This window comes from Rosettibacter sp. KY25, assembly GCF_057554405.1.
Genome location: NZ_BAAJAO010000017.1, coordinates 24,079 through 41,417, shown reverse-complemented (window position 1 = coordinate 41,417; position 17,339 = coordinate 24,079). Strand labels below are relative to the sequence as shown.

At 31.7% G+C, this 17,339-nt stretch carries 15 protein-coding genes; 7 read left to right on the top strand and 8 right to left on the bottom strand.

What is annotated here, in order from left to right; translation table 11 throughout:
- Nucleotides 1–6: 6 nt before the first annotated feature.
- Nucleotides 7–888, bottom strand: coding sequence for a DMT family transporter (locus tag AC27L2_RS10550; RefSeq protein ID WP_487211733.1), 882 nt, complete (start codon nt 886–888; stop codon nt 7–9).
- 203 nt (nt 889–1,091) lie between these two features.
- Here AC27L2_RS10550 and AC27L2_RS10545 point away from each other — a divergent pair, with 203 nt between their 5' ends.
- From AC27L2_RS10545 to AC27L2_RS10525, 5 genes are all read left to right on the top strand, one after another.
- The gene (locus tag AC27L2_RS10545; protein ID WP_487211732.1) at nt 1,092–2,486 is read left to right on the top strand and encodes an aminopeptidase P family protein; all 1,395 of its coding nucleotides are present in this window, start codon (nt 1,092–1,094) and stop codon (nt 2,484–2,486) included.
- A gap of 90 nt (nt 2,487–2,576) precedes the next feature.
- Nucleotides 2,577–3,005 (top strand): CBS domain-containing protein, encoded by a 429-nt coding sequence (locus AC27L2_RS10540; protein WP_487211731.1) that lies wholly within the window; start codon nt 2,577–2,579, stop codon nt 3,003–3,005.
- 9 nt (nt 3,006–3,014) lie between these two features.
- Nucleotides 3,015–3,497, top strand: coding sequence for a DUF2721 domain-containing protein (locus AC27L2_RS10535; protein WP_487211730.1), 483 nt, complete (start codon nt 3,015–3,017; stop codon nt 3,495–3,497).
- Nucleotides 3,490–4,092, top strand: a complete 603-nt coding sequence (gene aat / locus AC27L2_RS10530) for a leucyl/phenylalanyl-tRNA--protein transferase (RefSeq protein WP_487211729.1) — start codon at nt 3,490–3,492, stop codon at nt 4,090–4,092. Before AC27L2_RS10535 ends, aat begins: the two co-directional genes overlap by 8 nt.
- Before the next feature lie 97 nt (nt 4,093–4,189).
- On the top strand, nt 4,190–5,182 hold the full coding sequence (locus tag AC27L2_RS10525; RefSeq protein ID WP_487211728.1) for a class II fructose-bisphosphate aldolase: 993 nt from the start codon (nt 4,190–4,192) through the stop codon (nt 5,180–5,182).
- 69 nt (nt 5,183–5,251) lie between these two features.
- Here AC27L2_RS10525 and AC27L2_RS10520 read toward each other — a convergent pair whose 3' ends face one another.
- From AC27L2_RS10520 to AC27L2_RS10495, 6 genes are all read right to left on the bottom strand, one after another.
- Nucleotides 5,252–5,662, bottom strand: a complete 411-nt coding sequence (locus AC27L2_RS10520; RefSeq protein ID WP_487211727.1) for a c-type cytochrome — start codon at nt 5,660–5,662, stop codon at nt 5,252–5,254.
- Between the two features lie 61 nt (nt 5,663–5,723).
- On the bottom strand, nt 5,724–7,901 hold the full coding sequence (locus AC27L2_RS10515) for a spermine/spermidine synthase domain-containing protein (protein ID WP_487211726.1): 2,178 nt from the start codon (nt 7,899–7,901) through the stop codon (nt 5,724–5,726).
- On the bottom strand, nt 7,882–9,405 hold the full coding sequence (gene amrB / locus AC27L2_RS10510; protein ID WP_487211725.1) for an AmmeMemoRadiSam system protein B: 1,524 nt from the start codon (nt 9,403–9,405) through the stop codon (nt 7,882–7,884). The genes AC27L2_RS10515 and amrB overlap by 20 nt, the downstream gene beginning before the upstream one ends.
- Before the next feature lie 25 nt (nt 9,406–9,430).
- Nucleotides 9,431–10,663: an AmmeMemoRadiSam system radical SAM enzyme gene (amrS, locus tag AC27L2_RS10505; RefSeq protein WP_487211724.1), complete on the bottom strand. Its 1,233-nt coding sequence runs from the start codon at nt 10,661–10,663 to the stop codon at nt 9,431–9,433.
- 11 nt (nt 10,664–10,674) lie between these two features.
- A complete protein-coding gene (locus AC27L2_RS10500) occupies nt 10,675–11,454 on the bottom strand; it encodes a slipin family protein (RefSeq protein WP_487211723.1) in 780 nt (259 codons plus the stop codon).
- Nucleotides 11,455–11,489: 35 nt separating this feature from the next.
- Entirely contained in the window at nt 11,490–12,797 is a 1,308-nt protein-coding gene (locus tag AC27L2_RS10495) for an NfeD family protein (protein ID WP_487211722.1), read from the bottom strand.
- A 270-nt stretch (nt 12,798–13,067) separates the two neighbouring features.
- Between AC27L2_RS10495 and pruA the strand changes: the two genes are divergently transcribed.
- Together pruA and truA are read left to right on the top strand one after the other, a co-directional pair.
- Nucleotides 13,068–14,705, top strand: coding sequence for an L-glutamate gamma-semialdehyde dehydrogenase (gene pruA, locus AC27L2_RS10490; protein WP_487211721.1), 1,638 nt, complete (start codon nt 13,068–13,070; stop codon nt 14,703–14,705).
- 36 nt (nt 14,706–14,741) lie between these two features.
- The gene (truA, locus tag AC27L2_RS10485; protein WP_487211720.1) at nt 14,742–15,521 is read left to right on the top strand and encodes a tRNA pseudouridine(38-40) synthase TruA; all 780 of its coding nucleotides are present in this window, start codon (nt 14,742–14,744) and stop codon (nt 15,519–15,521) included.
- 18 nt (nt 15,522–15,539) lie between these two features.
- On the opposite strand, the gene AC27L2_RS10480 is transcribed toward truA, so the two are convergent.
- The gene (locus AC27L2_RS10480) at nt 15,540–17,108 is read right to left on the bottom strand and encodes a PAS domain-containing sensor histidine kinase (protein WP_487211719.1); all 1,569 of its coding nucleotides are present in this window, start codon (nt 17,106–17,108) and stop codon (nt 15,540–15,542) included.
- Nucleotides 17,109–17,339 lie beyond the last annotated feature (231 nt).

Genomic DNA, 17,339 nt, shown 5'->3' with positions numbered 1-17,339 from the left:
TAATCTTTAATAGTTTGCTTTTATTTGTTGAATAAGGATTCCGCCCACAATAAATATTAATCCCAAAACAGAAGATGCAAACAATTTTTCTTCAAGAACAACAGAGATAAAAATCAACGATATGAATGGAGAAAGATAAGCAAGGGTTGCCGTGTGTGCTTTGTTTTCGCTTAATGATAATGCTTTCATCCATAGGAAAAATGTTATACCCATTTCAAAAAATCCAATATAAATTGCACCAAATAAGTATTTCATTTCGAAATTTAAATCCGGCTCAAACAATATGATGTAAAATGCAATTAATATTGTACCAAACAAGAATGAGCCAAAAAGTTTTTCTGATGGTTCTCTGCTGTCGAGTAAATTTAATATCCAGAATAAACCCCAAACAACAGAACTTCCTACTGCAAGACTTACACCAGCAATGTTATGAAAATGAAGACTTATTAAATTTCCTCTTGTTGCAATAATAATTACACCTGTAAAAGCAATGAGCAAGCCAATGATTGTTCTCAAAGTTAATTTGTTTTTTAAGAACAATACAGAAAAAATGGAAATAACAATAGGCCATGTATAATTTAGAGGAAGAGCTTCTTGAGCAGGTAAAATGGAGTATGCCTTAAATAAAATTAAATAGTAAAGAAAAGGATTTATTATTCCAAGCACCAGATTGTTTTTAAAATCTTTTCCTTTAGTTATCAAATAAATATTCTTTTTGTTATTAACAAATTCAAAGACTAAAAAAATTATTGTGCTTGTTAAAGAAGAAATAAACAGCAGGTGAGGAACACTCATTCCTTTCAATGTAAGCTTAAATGCTGTAGCTGAAGTTGACCAGAGCAAAATTGATGCTATTGCAAATAAAAATGATTTTAACTTATTGCTCATTAAAAAAATTTATTTTGAATAACATTATAATCAAACCTGTATGACAAATCAAATCCAATATCTAATCATTATAAATTGATGATTAAAAAATGTTTATATAATAATGAAGAATTTTTCCTCTCTTGAATAAACTTATTTTTTGTTTGAACTCAATACACTATTTTGAAGCTGGCAATTATTAATTACTTATTAAAAGGTGAATTATGTTTCCAGCAAAAATTTATAAACAAAGAAGAAATGAATTGAAGAAGAAAATTGAAAGTGGATTAATTCTTTTTCTGGGAAATGATGAATCACCAATGAATTATGCAGATAATGCTTATAGATTTCGTCAGGATAGCACATTCCTTTACTACTTTGGAATTGATGAACCAAATTTTGCTGCAGTTATAGATATTGATGAAAACAAAGAAATGATTTTTGGCAATGATTTTACAATTGACGAAATTGTCTGGATGGGACCACAAAAATCTGTTAAGCAAAAAGCAGCTAAATGTGGCATCAATCTTACTTTCAAAATGAGTGAATTAGAAAATATTTTGAAAAATGCTCTTTCAAAAGGAAGAAGAATTCATTTCATCCCTCAGTATCGACACAGTAACATGATTAAACTTCAAATTCTGCTTGGCATTGATGCTTCAAGAGTGAATGATTATGCTTCTCAAGAATTGATTAGAGCAGTTGCAGAACAAAGAGCTGTTAAATCTTTTGAAGAAATTCAAGAGATTGAAAATGCAATATCAATAGCATACGAAATGCATGTGGCTGCTATGAAGTTTGCTAAAGCTGGTATGATTGAAAAAGAAATTGCCGGTTTTATAGAAGGTATTGCTGTTTCGATGGGCAATGGACTATCATTTCCAGTAATATTCTCGAAACATGGAGAAACTCTTCATAATCATTTTTATGGAAATAAACTCGAAGATGGAGATATAGTTGTTAATGATTCCGGTGCAGAAAGTCTTCTTCATTATGCAAGCGATATTACAAGAACATTTCCAGTAAGCGGAAAATTTTCTCAGATGCAGAAAGAAATTTATGAAATTGTTCTAACCGCACAATTAACTGCAATAAAATCAATTAAACCTAAGATTAGCTATAAAGAAATTCACTTAAAAGCTTCTACAGTTATAGCAGAAGGATTAAAAGCTCTTGGCTTAATGAAAGGTGATATAAAAGAAGCAGTTAAAGAAGGAGCTCATGCTCTATTCTTTCCACATGGACTTGGGCATCTGCTCGGGCTTGATGTTCACGACCTCGAAAATTTTGGTGAAAGTAATTTTGGTTATGATAATAAAATTAAAAGAAGCTCTCAGTTTGGTTTGAAATCACTTCGTTATGCAAAAGCACTTGTCCCTGGAATTGTAATTACTGTTGAACCAGGAATTTATTTTATTCCTCAGCTGATTGAAAAATGGGAAGCAGAAAAAAAATTCACTCAATTTATAAATTACCAGAAATTAGAAGCTTATAAAAACTTTGGAGGAATTAGAATAGAAGATGATGTTCTTGTTACCGATACTGGAAGCAAAGTTCTGGGCAAACCAATTCCAAAATTTATTGATGAAGTTGAAGAAGTTTCATCGAGTAAAATTTAGAATATGTTCATAATTTTTTTCTTGCAATTCATTGCATAAAAATATTAGATTAAATTGGATATTAAGCCCGAATAGAAATCAGGAGGTAAAATGAAGTCAATCAGAGAAAAAGTGCTTTCAAAAAAAATATTGACTGTAAAATCCGGAACCAATATTTATGACACAGTTCTTTTTATGGCAGAGCATAATATTGGTCTCGTGCCAGTGCTAAGCGATGACGGAAAACTTCTTGGTGTTTTTTCAGAAAGAGATTTAGTAAGACGAGTAATTGCAAAAGGACTAGATTTGAAGACAACAAAAGTTGATGAGGTTATGTCCAAAGATTTGGTTATAGCTGATATTAATGAATCTTATGAAGAATGCTTAAAGAAAATGAAAGACCGCGGCACTCGTCATATTTTGATTATTGAAAATGAAAAATTAGCTGGAATTCTTTCCATCCGAGATTTATTGGAAATAGATTTGAAAGTTCAAAAAGAAACTATAGAAGTTCTTCACAATTACATTTATTCAAAATAGAGAACCAAAATGTTTTCCTTAAATATTAATGCTCTGAACATAATACAGTTGATGCTTGCACCAGCAGTTATGATTAATGCCTGCGGCTTATTATTATTAGGCATGAACAGCCGTTACTCAATGGTTGCAAATCGAATTAGACTTCTAAATGAAGAAAAGAGAAAATTACTTTTGAAAATAGGTGAAGGTCCTTACACAACAGAAGATAATGTCAGACTTACAAGCATTGCCAGACAAATTGATGCTCTTGTTTATCGTGTTAAACTAGTTAGAAATTCTGTGCTTAGTTTTGTAAGTGCAGTTGCTCTTTTTGTTTTGTGCTCAATTTTGCTTGGCATCGCTTCAATTTTTTCTGTTGAAGGTCTTGATGTTTTTATTACTACTGCATTTTTGCTTGGAATGATCCAGGTTTTACTTGGTGCATGCTTCACAGCAATTGAATCCAAAAAAGGTTACGATATAATAAAGTTTGAAGTTGAGTCTCATGAATGAACCAAAAATAATTTCAAAGAAAGATTTATTAAAACCAGAAAATATGATTCAACTATATGCTCAAGGTGCATTTCCAATGGCAGATGATGAAGGAAATATTGAATGGTATTTGCCCGAAATTAGAACAATAATACCACTTGACGATTATAACATTCCTCGCTCACTTAGAAAATTTATGGAGAAATCTACTTTCGAATACAAAATTGATTCTAAAATTCTTGATGTTATAATTAATTGTTCTAAAAGACCAAAGACCTGGATTTCTGAAGAATTAATAGAAGCATACAAAGGATTAATTAAACTTGGTTATCTACATTCTGTAGAAGTCTATCAAAATAATGAATTAGTAGGCGGACTTTATGGAGTAACTTACAGAGGAGCCTTCTTTGGTGAATCAATGTTTTCAAAAGTATCTCAGGCTTCAAAGTGTGCACTTGTTAAATTAATAGAACATCTGAACAAAAAAGAATTTGTTCTGCTTGATGTTCAATTTCAAACAGAACACTTAAAAATGTTTGGTGCAGTTGAAATTTCTTTTGAAGAATATACAGACTTGCTTCTAAAAGCATACGAAAAGAAAATTAGTTTTAATTAATCAACCCAAAAATTCTGCTCGTCTTTGATAAATCCTCATATTTTTTTTATACTTATGAATGAAATAATGATTATTAATTAACAAAATGGCGAGTAATATGATACATTACAAAGAATTAGGCTTAGTAAATTCAAAAGAGCTGTTTCAAAAAGCAATGAAAGGCGGATATGCTATTCCGGCTTTCAATTTTAATAACCTTGAACAACTTCAGGCAATTATTGGTGCTTGCGTAGAAACAAAATCTCCTGTAATACTGCAGGTATCAAGCGGAGCCCGCAAATATGCAAATCAAACATTGTTAAAACATCTTGCAAAAGGTGCAGTTGAATACGCTCACGAACTTGGATATGATATTCCAATCGTTTTGCATCTTGACCACGGCGATAGTTTTGAACTTTGCAAATCCTGTATCGAATCAGGTTTTTCATCTGTTATGATTGACGGCTCCCATTTACCTTATGAACAAAATGTTGAGCTTACAAAAAAAGTAGTTGATTATGCTCATCAATTTGATGTATCTGTTGAAGGAGAACTTGGTGTTCTCGCAGGAATCGAAGATGAAGTATCAAGCGAGGTTACACATTATACAAAACCGGAAGAAGTAGAAGATTTCGTAAGCAAAACAGGTGTTGATTCACTTGCAATATCAATTGGGACATCACACGGCGCAAATAAATTTAAGCCGGAACAATGCACAAGAACTGAAGATGGAATTTTAATTCCACCGCCACTCAGATTTGATATACTTGAAGAAATTGAAAAAAGAATTCCAGGATTTCCAATTGTTCTGCATGGAGCTTCATCAGTTCCAGTTGAATTGGTAAGAACCATTAATACCTATGGCGGAAAATTAAAAGATGCTGTTGGAATTCCAGAAGACCAATTACGTCGAGCAGCTGCTTCTGCTGTTTGCAAAATTAATATTGATTCAGATGGCAGATTAGCAATGACAGCAGCTATTAGAAAAGTTATGGCTGAAAATCCAGCAGAATTTGACCCGAGAAAATATCTTGGTCCAGCAAGAGAAGCATTAAAAGAATTATACAAGCATAAAATTATTAATGTGCTTGGAAGTGCAAACAAAGCATAAGAAATAATAAAGGGAATCCATAGAAGAGTTCAAGGATTCCCTTAATTTTTTCCATCAAATTTATTTACTTTATCTCGTCAACAAGTAATCTGCTATCTTTCCCAAATCTTTTACATCAAGATTATTGAATGACGGCATCACGATGTTTTTATATTGCACTCTAAATTGTTTCAATCTTTCATTGCTGTATGAAGATGGATTTCTCAAGTAATTGATTAAACTTTCTCTATCCCAATGTTTATTAATTTGAACAAGTGCAGGAGCTATTTTGCTTCCTTCAAGATTTTGTCCATGGCAGGCAGTACAGCCATTTTCACGAATTAATGTTAAACCATCTTTCTCTTCATTTGATTGCATTGTTTTTTCAACATAGTTTGCAGCAACAGCAGGTTCTTCTTTCGGTTTTGTAATTCTTCCTAATATAAAAAGTATTATAAATAAACCTAAAAAAGCAGCAAGCCATTTTTGTGCATTTGTCATAAAGATTTCCTTTCGTTTTTCAATTGTAAAATTAATAGGTAAGAAGACTAATTACAATTTTTCATAGAATTATTGTTAAGCTAAAGAGTAAAAGAATAACAAGCAGTAAAACAGAAACTTGTAATCCATAAAATGGAATTAATATTAAACTTGCAATCAAAGAACCAAAGCAACCCCCGATTAAATCTGATGCATATAACTGTGAAATTAATTTCTGTTGATTTTCTGTTTTGTAAAAAGTTGCGAAAGAAAAAATTCCTGCAGTAAAAAATCCATCGAGCAAAAGCAGAACAAGAAAAATTATCAAAGAGCTTTGCAGAATAGTTTTCATAAAAAAGTAAACAGCAAAATTCAAAAGCAGAAATGAAGCAATAAGAATTATTCCCACATATTTTTCTTTTTTTCCCAAAGAAATAATAAAATAATTCGTAAAGTAAGCTCCTAATGATAAACCAATCATAAAAGAAGTCAGAAGAACTCCAATATCTCTGTATAAAATACCATTTTGGTTTTGATAAATAATTAAAAGTATAACTTCTGAAATCATTCCAACAAAACCGGCTGTAAATACAACCAAGATTCTTTTAAGATTGTCTTGATTTCTCAGAATAAAAATAAATGCAAATAAAATTATTGAAGCAATTATTAATAATTTTTTTTGATTGGCAGAATTTATTAGAAGAGAAATATTTTTATAAGCCAAATCCGGAAAAAATTTTGATAACCAGATTGATGTTGTGAATGCATAACAAACAGGCTGCAAATCAGAATTTACATTTTCTGATTTTTCATTAAAGATTCTCTGAATCTCATAAAATCTGTCGTTTGTGAAAACATAATTTATGTATTGAGGTGAAACTAATTTAGTTTCGAGTTTTCTTTCATTGAATCTGTTGATGAGCTCTGAGATATCTTTAATTAATTTTGACTTTGATGCAATAAAAATTACACCAGGTAAAACAATAGTATTTTCAAAATTTATTTTAAGAGCATTGTAAATACTTTTGTTTCTTTCCTTTAATTGATTTGTCCAAATATTTTCTGATGAACGAATTCTAAAAGCAAGGATTCCGTTTTGAGTTAATGAATTATAACATTCTTGAAAAAATTCTTTTGTGTAAAATCTATTATTTTGTGCAGACATTGGTTCGGGCATCCCAATAAGAATTAAATCATAAGAATGTTTGCTGCTCAAAAATTTACGTGGGTCATCAAAAACAATTTTTACTTTTGGATTTTTCAGAGGATTAGATAAATTTTCCGGCAGATAATTTCTAACAACATCAATTAATTCCTTGTTTATTTCTACATAATCAATTTTTTTAACTGGTAATTTCAATAATTCATAAATAATTCCTTCAAATCCTCCGCCGAGAACAAGAACTTTATCAATCTTCTCAAACTGCAAAGTTGAAATGTGCACAATCTCTTCTGCTTCAAGACTTTCAGTTTCATAAGCCAGAGCATCATCTATAAAAACATTTATCTGATTTTCAAATGATGAAATTGAAACTCGCCCGTAAGGAGTATCAATAGATTTAATTAAAAATGGATGATTCCACGAAGTCATGTAATAATCAATTTTTTTATTAAAGAAGAAAAGAATGAAAATAACAACAAATGTTAAGCCCGAGAAAAAATTTTTTATGATTTTACTTTTTTCAAATGAAATAGAAGCCGTAATAGTTAAGACCAAACAACAAAATAATGCTGCAGAAAAATTGTTTACTTTTATGCTTAATAAAAGAGTAGAACATAAACCGCCAAAAACGGCTCCAGCACTTTCAATTGCATAAGCTTTTGCAAGAGTTTCATTTTCAGCAAGAAAATTTTTTGCTGTCCACTGAAATAATAATCCAGAAATCAAACTCAATGGAATTAAAGCTATTAATAAAACAACAATTTGCTGCAAAAAGGGGAGATAACCGCCGGATACAGAACTAAAAATATATCTAATCGAACGAATAAATATGAAATCACCAAGCAGGAATAAATTTGAAAGATGAAATAGAATTTGAATATGATTTATTTTTGGCATGAAAGAGTCTTTACCAATTGAAGCACCTAAAGCAGAACCGATTAACCAGATTCCAAATGAAAGAATATAAATTAATTCAATTCCGTAGAAAGCAACATTTAATTCTCTTAGAATTATAACCTGTGCAAGGATTGAAAAAAAACCAACGGCACAAAGATGAATTGTTGATGTAATTTTTGGATTAATCAAAATCTTTTTCACTGAAGACATCTGCCTGAAAAGTATAAAGTTCTGCACTTTTCCAGTCACCAGCATTTAAGCCAGCTTTAAAACAGAGTTGGTCTAAAAATACTTCTTTGCTCCATCCAGTTTCTGTTGCAACCTGCGGCAGAAAAACAGCCTGCCTGTTTCCTTTCTTTACAATGACTCCATCTCTGCCAAGAACAATTTCATCTGCATTTTTAATTTTTTTGTATGGCGTTAAAACGGAAATTTCAATTTCGATTTGCTCGAGTTCATCTTTTGCAAGAGGACGAAATCGTGTATCGTTAAATGCGGATTGAAGAGCCATTGCACCTACAAGAGTGCAAAGCGGTGTATCTTCTGACATGTGGCCAATACAACCACGAAGTTCTCCATGTTTTTTAAGTGTCACAAAAGTTCCTCTCTTGACTTTGAGTTTCTGATTCATATTTCGAGGTATGGGAACAGTTTGAGTATTGAAATATTGCTCAAGAGTATTGCGGGCAAATTTTAGAAGAAACTTTTTATCAGAAGAATTTAATTGATAAGAGTCATTAACGATTAATGTATCGATATCAGCTGGCTCATCATATATTTTTTTAGAAATTGCAACTGCACCGTAGCCAACAACTCTGTCCGTGCTTCCAACTGGATTATAACCCGAATTACAGTAACTGATAATTTTTGCTCCTTTAGCTTCAAGTTCATTTGCTGCACAAATCGCAGCAATGATTGGAGCTTCGCCGCAGGCACATGTTGCAAGTTGTTCTATTCCTTTTTGTAATTGTTTGTTTAAGACATTTTTCAGTTTTTCTGGATTTAATTCTGTAATTGACTTAAGAGTAATATTGTCAACTTTGATTGCATCATCAAATTTGGGATAATGAGAAAGGTCTGAACTTGCAACAATTAGAAATTTTTTATTTCGTAAAACTTCAGCCAGAGCTTTTCCAAATCGGCTGCATAAATTAATATCAGAAGAACCTACGATTATGGGAAGTATTTTTACATCTGGAAACAAATATTTAATAAATGGCAATTGAACTTCAATTGAATGCTCTTTTGCATGAACTGCAAGATTTACAGTAATATCATTTTCTTTTTTCAATAATTCATTTGCAGTTTTGCTGTCGATTTTGAGATAACCAATTGGTGTAGAAAAAGAACCATTAGGATAAATAGAAATTCCATGAAAATTTGGTGTTGTATGATTTGTTCCAAGTATTACAATTAAATCATAGCTTTCATTTTTGATTTGATAGAAAGCATCTGCAGCAATTTGACCTGAATAAATATAACCTGCATGAGGCACGATAAGAGCAACTATGCTATCTGCTGTTTTTGTTTTTGCATTCTTAAAAAATATTTCTATTTGTTTTTTTAGTATGATTGAATCACCGGAATAAAATTGTCCAGCAAAAACAGGGTAGCGTGTTGAATCAGTTAAACTATTAGATATGTTTTCTGCTTTGCATGAAAAAAATGTTAATGTAAAAAGCAGTAAGTATAAAAGCTTTTTCATTTTATTTCCCTTCGAGAAAAAAATATTATTTCCAAACTCCTGCAATTTTTTGACCGCAGTATTCACATTTTCCATTTTTCAAGTGAATTTCTGTTGTGAACATTCCATTTCTTTTGATAACAACTTTTTTGCAATTTGGACAGTAAGTTGAATTGCCTGGATGCCCCGGCACATTTCCAATAAATGCATAGTGAATTCCTTTTGACATTGCAATATCTCTTGCTTTCTCAAGTGTAGAGATTGGTGTTGGCGGAAGATTTAGTAATTTGTAATCAGGATGAAATCTTGTAAAATGAACAGGAACATCCGGACCAACTTCGTTAACAATCCAGCTTGAAAGGTCATTTAACATTTTATCTGAATCATTTAATGTAGGAACAACAAGATTAACAATTTCAAGATGAGTTTTGGTTTTTGAAATTTGCTTAATACTTCTAAGAACAGGTTTTAATTCTGCAGAAGATACTTTTCTATAAAAATCTTCGCTGAAGCCTTTAAGGTCAATTTTAATTGCGTCAAGAACCTCGCACATTTCTTTGAGCGGTTCTTCGTTCATAAATCCACAGCTGATTAGAACACTTCTAATGTTTTTTCTTTTTGCAAGTTTTGCAATATCAAGTAAATATTCTGTAAAAACTGTTGGCTCATTATAAGTGAAAGCAATAACCGGCACATTTTGAGAAAAAGCAGCATCAACAATTTTTTGTGGTGGAATATATTCAACTTGAAAGTCTTCCGGTTTTGCTTGGGATATTTCCCAGTTTTGGCAGAATTGACATGACAAAGGACAGCCTGCAGTTGCAAGAGAGAATGCCTGACTGCCAGGCAGAAAATGATAAAACGGTTTTTTCTCTATTGGGTCAATATGAATTGAAACAGGCCTTCCGTAGACAAGACTTTTTAATTTTCCATCAATATTTATTCTTGCACGGCATTTTCCGCGCTCGCCTTCTTTGATAATACATCCTTGAGCACAAAGCAAACATTTGATAATTGTTTCTTTGTGTTCAAATTGATTTATTCCTGAAACCTCAGATGGAGAGTGACAGAGTTGACAATTAACATTTTTTGATTCAGTAGAAATCCAGTAACGAGCAATTGGAGAATATTTGTAAAGTTCTTTTTTGTAATCTGATTGAAATTTATGATTGATAAAATTAATCAGATTTTCATTCAAAGAAGAAATAAAAGCAAATGCTCCTCCAAGATAAAAACTTGTTTTTATAAAATTGCGGCGCGAATAATTTTCCTTAAGCATTTTTTATAAAATTATTTTTCTTCTTTTTTTGCTTTTTCCATTAATTCAAAAAATGGTTTGAATAAATCAATTGGAACAGGGAAAATAGTTGTAGAATTTTTTTCTGCTGCAACTTCAACCAAAGTTTGTAAAAATCTCAATTGCAGTGCATAAGGAGAACTGCTGATAATCTTTGATGCATCCGCAAGGCGTTGTGATGCCTGGTATTCTCCTTCTGCATGAATTACTTTTGCTCGTCGTTCTCTTTCTGCTTCTGCCTGTCGTGCTATTGCACGCTGCATTTCAACAGGTAAATCAACATTCTTAACTTCAACAAGTGAAACTTTTATTCCCCATGGTGCAGTGTGAGTATCAATTGTTTCTTGAAGATGTCTGTTAATTTTTTCTCTTTCTGTTAAAAGCTCATCAAGTTCAGATTGTCCGAGCATGCTTCTTAGAGTAGTTTGTGCAAGCTGAGAAGTTGCATAAAGATAATTTTCTACTTCAACAACTGCTTTTGCAGCATCAATAACTCTGAAGTAAACAACAGCACTCACTTTAATTGAAATATTATCTTTTGTAATTACATCCTGAGGCGGAACTTCCATTGCAACTACTCTTAAACTTACTCTTACCATTCTATCAACTATTGGAATAAGAAAAATTAATCCTGGACCTTTTGTTGGAATCAGTCTTCCCAATCTAAAAATTACTCCTCGTTCATACTCTCTTAAAATTCTTATTGCACTTGCAAGAATTATGATAACAAATAAAATTATAATAAATGTAACGGTAAAATTTTCGGGTCCCATTTCAATTTCTCCTTTTTAATTTATATGTCAAGTAACTAATCTGTTGATTTTTCAACTATAAGTTTTAAATCTACTCTTCCTATAACTTTAACTTTTTCACCAGGATTTATTTCACCATTTTTACATTCTGCACTCCAAATCTCACCATGAAGAAGAATTTGGCCTGCAGAATCAGGACTAATTTTTGAAATTGCCTTTCCAGTTTCACCAATCATTCCTTCAGTTCCAGTAGTTGGTTTTCTTCTTTGAGCAGAAATTCCTTTTCCAACTGCAAATAAAAAGAACAGAGCAGTTAATATTGTTACTGTGATTATTACACTCAAAGAGATATTTAAGAAGTCGCTCGATATGTCTGTATCCATTAACATTAACGAACCAATTATGAACGAGATAATTCCACCAGCAGCTAATAATCCATGACTTACAACTTTAATTTCTGCTATGAATAAAATTATTGCAAATAAAATTAAACCCAAGCCAGCATAATTTATTGGCAAAGTATGAAGTGAATAAAATGCAAGGACAAGACAAATGACACCAACAATTCCGGGTAGTATAGAACCTGGATTGCTTAATTCAAATATCAATCCATAAATTCCAATCATCAAAAGGATGTAAGCAATATTTGGATCGCTTACAATATCAAGAATTTTTTGAATTATTGTCATTTCAATAAAATCAATTTTGGCATTTTTTGTATTAATTGTTTTGATGCCATCTGCTGTTTCAACTTTTCTTCCATCTAATTGAACAATCAAGCTGTCGAGATTTTTTGATATTAAATCAATAACATTTTCTTTGAGTGCTTCTGTTTCTGAAAGTGAAAGACTTTTACGAACTGCTTTTTCTGCCCAATCAATATTTCTGTGCCTTTTCTCTGCAATACTTCTGATGAAAGCAGCAGCATCGTTGGTTGCTTTTTCCATCATTATATCTGTGCTGTCTTTCTTATTTTGAGCTCCACCTTCACTCATCATTACAGGATGTGCTGCACCAATGTTAGTTCCATGCGCCATTGCAGCGATGTGAGAAGCAAGCGTGATGAATACTCCAGCTGAAGCAGCTTGTGCACCCGAAGGATAAACATAAACAACAATTGGAATTTCAGATGATAAAAAATCACTTACAATTAATCTTGTTGATTTTAATAATCCACCAGGAGTGTTAAGTTGTATAATCAAACATTCGGCTTTTTCTTGTTTAGCTTTCTGGAGTGAATTGTGAATAAAGCTCGCGGCAACCGGATTAATTGTTCCATCAATTTTTATTACAAATATTTTTGATTGTGTTGTGGAGGATGAGAAATTTATTAAGAAGAGAATTGTAAGTAATAAAGCTTTCATATTTTCCCTCAAATTGTCAAAAATTCATTTCACAAAATCACAAGCATAAAATCAAAGTATCAACATAAACCAAACAAAAAGTAAATAATTCTAAATCAACAAGCAATGGAAGGAAATAGTATGAGTTTAATTGCATTTCAAAGAAAATATTAAAGCAGAAGAAAAGTTTTTCAAAATCATAAGAATATGTTTCGATATACAATAAAAGGAGAATAAATTTTCATAATTTAGGAGTAACAAAAATCCTTTCACAATAAAAAGGAAAAAAATATGGCGAATGCAAAATTTAATGTACCATTTCCGCCAAACGAGCCAGTAAAAAGTTACGCCCCGGGAACATCGGAGCGAACAGCATTGAAAAACCAGCTCAATGCAATGGTTCGTCAAACAATCGAAATTCCATTAATTATTGGCGGTAAAGAAATTAGAACGGGCGACACAGATAATTGTGTTTGTCCACACGACCACAAAACTGTGCTTGCTAAGTATCATAAAGCTGGTGAAAAAGAAATTCAAATGGCAATTGATTCTGCTATGGAAGCCCATAAAATATGGTCAAAAATGGAATGGCATGATAGAATTGCTGTCTTTCTTAAAGCTGCTGATTTAATCAGCTTGACTGAGTGGAGATATATTTTAAATTCTGCAACAATGCTTGGTCAAAGTAAAAATGTTTTTCAAGCAGAAATTGATTCTGCTGCAGAATTATCAGACTTCTTCAGATTCAATGCTTACTATGCAATGAAAATTTATGAAGAACAACCTCTTCATTCTCCTGTTGGTATGTGGAATCGGATGGAATATAGACCACTTGAAGGTTTCATCTTTGCAGTAGCTCCTTTCAACTTTACATCAATTTGCGGAAATCTTCCTACATCACCTGCAATAATGGGAAATGTTGCTCTTCTTAAACCTGCATCAAGTTCAGTTTATTCTGCATACTGGATTATGAAACTCCTTGAAGCTGCAGGTTTGCCTGAAGGCGTTATAAATTTTATTCCTGGTTCCGGCTCGAAATTGGGAAACATTGTAATGAATTCAGAACATTTTGGTGGAATTCATTTTACAGGTAGTACTGCAACTTTCCAATCAATGTGGAGAACTGTAGCTAATAATTTATCTAAATATAAATCCTATCCAAGAATTGTTGGAGAAACAGGTGGTAAAGATTTTGTCTTTGCTCATTCAAGTGCAGATATTGAAGCTCTTGGAGTTGCTTTAATTCGAGGTGCATTTGAGTATCAAGGACAAAAATGCTCTGCTGCTTCGCGCGCTTATATTCCAAAATCAATCTGGAATAAATTAAAAGATTATTTGATAAGCGAACTCAATACAGTTAAAATGGGAGATGTGCTTGACTTCACAAACTTTATGAATGCAGTTATTGATAAAAATGCATTTGCTACGATTACAAGTTATATTGAATATGCAAGAAAATCTAACGAAGCAGAAATAATTTATGGTGGAAATTATAATGATTCAGTTGGATATTTTATTGAACCAACGATTATATTGACCACCAATCCCAAATTTAAAACTATGGAAGAAGAAATTTTTGGACCTGTTCTTACAATTTTTGTATATGATGATGATAAATATGAAGAAACACTTCATCTTTGTGATGAAACATCCCCCTATTCATTAACTGGAGCAATTTTTGCACAGGACAGAAAAGCAATTGAACTGGCAGATAAAATATTAACAAACGCAGCAGGTAATTTTTATATCAACGATAAACCAACTGGTGCAGTTGTTGGTCAACAACCTTTTGGAGGTGCACGTGCAAGCGGAACAAACGATAAAGCAGGAAGTTATCTTAATCTTTTAAGATGGGTTTCTGCAAGAACAATTAAAGAAAATTTTGTTCCTCCAAAAGATTATCGTTATCCATTTATGATGGATAAATAAGAATGAACTTTATGAATTAATGAAAAAGAATATATAATGGCAAGATTTAAACTCTATATCGAATACGAAGGAACTCGTTACAGTGGATGGCAAAAACAAAAAAATGCAAGAACCATTCAGGGAAAGCTAATCGAAGCTGCTCAAAAAGTATTTGGTGATAATAATCTTGATATTCAGGGCTCCGGCAGAACTGATGCCGGAGTCCATGCTTTATGTCAAGTTGCACATCTTGATGTAAAAACCATGTTGGCTCCCGAGATTATAAAAATGAAAATGAATGACGAACTTCCTGCAGATATAAATATTCTCGAAGTAGAAAAAGTCAGTTCAAAATTTCATGCACGGCATAATGCAAAATCAAGAAGTTATATTTATCAAATATCAAGAAGAAGAACAGCTTTTGGTAAACCATTTGTATGGTGGATTAAAGATAAACTTGATATTAAAAAGATGGAAAAAGCTTCAAGGCTTTTTATTGGAATGCATGATTATTCATCATTTGCAGATAAGGATGACGAAGAAAAATCTACAAAAGTATTAATCGAAAATGTTCAATTGAAGGAAATAGACAGTTTAATTTTGATAAGAATTACAGGTTCTCATTTTCTCTGGAAACAGGTTAGAAGAATGATAGGTGTACTTGTTGAAATTGGAAGAGGTAAACTTACAGAGGAAGATTTAAAATTTTTTTTGGAAAACAAATCTGATAAACCAGCAAAATATACAGCCCCGCCTTCGGGATTATTTCTTGAAAAAGTATTATATGAAAATGATAGACTTGAAGATGAATTGATACCTGTTATAAGAATTAATTAAAAAAGGATTGAGTGCAAATTAAATTGCTGTTTTCTTAAAAGTAACAGTGAAAGTTGAGCCAAAACCTTTTTTGCTTGTTACATTAATTTCTGCATTGTTCAGCTCGCAATGTTTTTTTACTATTGCTAAACCAAGACCAGTGCCTTCAAACATTCTTGAGTATGAATTATCTTCCTGTGAGAATATTGTAAAAAGGTAAGGAATAAATTCTTCATCAATTCCAATTCCTGTATCTTTAATATCAATTGTAAGTTCATCCTTTGAGTTTTTGTAAAGCAAAATTTCAACTCTTCCTTCTGATGTATATTTTATTGCATTTTCAATTAGCTGAGAAAAAATTTGTTGACAGGAATGTTTATCGGCAAAAATTAAAGGATTCTCACAGTTCGCAGTAAATAAAAAATCTAACCCTTTTTTGTGTGCAAACGGTTTGTATTTTTCAATCATCTCTTTAAGAACATCGCTGTATAAATTTAGAATCTCTGGTTTGTATTCATAAGCATCAGAGGTAAGTTGAGCAATTTCAAGTATTAAATTGATTGTCCGTTGAATTCTTAAACTCTCATTTTCAATAATGTGTGCACTTTCAATTAATTCTTGATTCTTAGATTTATCTAAATCATTCTTTAACATTTGAGATAAATTCACAATTATATTGGTCGGCGTTCTTATTTCATGAGAAATTGTTGCAAGGAATTCTGCTTTCAGTTTCTCAAGCTTTTTCTTTTTGATTTCAGTTTCAATAAGCGATTCCTCTGCTTTTTTCATTTCAGTAATATTTTGAACAATACCTTCATAATAAATTACATTGCCATGATTGTCTTTAATAGCTTTTATTTGCTCTCTTACATGAATTACTTTTCCATCTTTTCTTAACCAATCGAACTCAAGGTCTTTAATGATATTGTTTACATTTAGAATGCTTTTAAGCCAGTTTCGTTTTTCTTTGTCTATTATTATTACTTCATCAAAATTGATGTTTTGTAATTCAGTAAGATTGTTATAACCAAGCATCTTGATTAAAATGCTGTTTGCAAATTTTATTTTGCCATCAGGAAAAACTTGATAAGTTCCAATTAAAGCATCATTGTATATTTCCAAAATTAAATTTTTGTTTGCTTCAATTTTCTCGCAAGCTGATTTTATATCAGTTATATCTCTGTTGCTTATATATCTGCCGATATATTTATTGTTGTCGTCGTATACTGCCTGGCATGCATGTAAAATCCAGCGCTCTTCCCCAGCTTTAGTAATTATTTTGAATTCTTCTGTGCAAAAGATTTTTCCCCGAATTACTTCTCTTGTATGGGAAATAAATTTTTCAAGGTATTCGGGTGCAATAATTTTTATTAATAAACTTTGTTCTTCAAGAAATTCTTCTGGCGAATAACCAGTTATATATCTGCAGGATGGCGATATGTAAGAAATTTTATTGTGAGGATTAAGCCAGTATATCCAATCAACAGAGAATTCAGCTATAATTTTGTATAGTTTTTCTTTTGAAACATGTCTGTGTGGGAAAAGTTTTTTATCATAAATGGTTCCCTCTGTATTTACAAACGAAAGTTCTTTTTTGCTCTTTTGCATATTATTGCTTTCATTATATTGCCCTAAAGTTGTTGCCCCTCGGAAGAGAATTATTAATAGAAAACAACAAATTAAATTCTCTTACTTGTTGTCGGCTGGGATTTTATATTCAAGTGGAATTGGAAACCGTTGGGTCTTTGTACCCGCGGTTTATGACTCCAATTCCACTTTCACAGAGGGTGCATGCGAAACTTAATTTTAAAGATTGAGCAATATAAAGAATTGTAGACG

What these genes read in the sequence shown, in the direction of transcription:
- AC27L2_RS10550 (WP_487211733.1), bottom strand. Translation starts at nt 888, where the DNA reads ATGAGCAATAAGTTAAAATCATTTTTATTTGCAATAGCATCAATTTTG.
- AC27L2_RS10545 (WP_487211732.1), top strand. Translation starts at nt 1,092, where the DNA reads ATGTTTCCAGCAAAAATTTATAAACAAAGAAGAAATGAATTGAAGAAG.
- AC27L2_RS10540 (WP_487211731.1), top strand. Translation starts at nt 2,577, where the DNA reads ATGAAGTCAATCAGAGAAAAAGTGCTTTCAAAAAAAATATTGACTGTA.
- AC27L2_RS10535 (WP_487211730.1), top strand. Translation starts at nt 3,015, where the DNA reads ATGTTTTCCTTAAATATTAATGCTCTGAACATAATACAGTTGATGCTT.
- aat (WP_487211729.1), top strand. Translation starts at nt 3,490, where the DNA reads ATGAATGAACCAAAAATAATTTCAAAGAAAGATTTATTAAAACCAGAA.
- AC27L2_RS10525 (WP_487211728.1), top strand. Translation starts at nt 4,190, where the DNA reads ATGATACATTACAAAGAATTAGGCTTAGTAAATTCAAAAGAGCTGTTT.
- AC27L2_RS10520 (WP_487211727.1), bottom strand. Translation starts at nt 5,662, where the DNA reads ATGACAAATGCACAAAAATGGCTTGCTGCTTTTTTAGGTTTATTTATA.
- amrB (WP_487211725.1), bottom strand. Translation starts at nt 9,405, where the DNA reads ATGAAAAAGCTTTTATACTTACTGCTTTTTACATTAACATTTTTTTCA.
- amrS (WP_487211724.1), bottom strand. Translation starts at nt 10,663, where the DNA reads ATGCTTAAGGAAAATTATTCGCGCCGCAATTTTATAAAAACAAGTTTT.
- AC27L2_RS10500 (WP_487211723.1), bottom strand. Translation starts at nt 11,454, where the DNA reads ATGGGACCCGAAAATTTTACCGTTACATTTATTATAATTTTATTTGTT.
- AC27L2_RS10495 (WP_487211722.1), bottom strand. Translation starts at nt 12,797, where the DNA reads ATGAAAGCTTTATTACTTACAATTCTCTTCTTAATAAATTTCTCATCC.
- pruA (WP_487211721.1), top strand. Translation starts at nt 13,068, where the DNA reads ATGGCGAATGCAAAATTTAATGTACCATTTCCGCCAAACGAGCCAGTA.
- truA (WP_487211720.1), top strand. Translation starts at nt 14,742, where the DNA reads ATGGCAAGATTTAAACTCTATATCGAATACGAAGGAACTCGTTACAGT.
- AC27L2_RS10480 (WP_487211719.1), bottom strand. Translation starts at nt 17,108, where the DNA reads ATGCAAAAGAGCAAAAAAGAACTTTCGTTTGTAAATACAGAGGGAACC.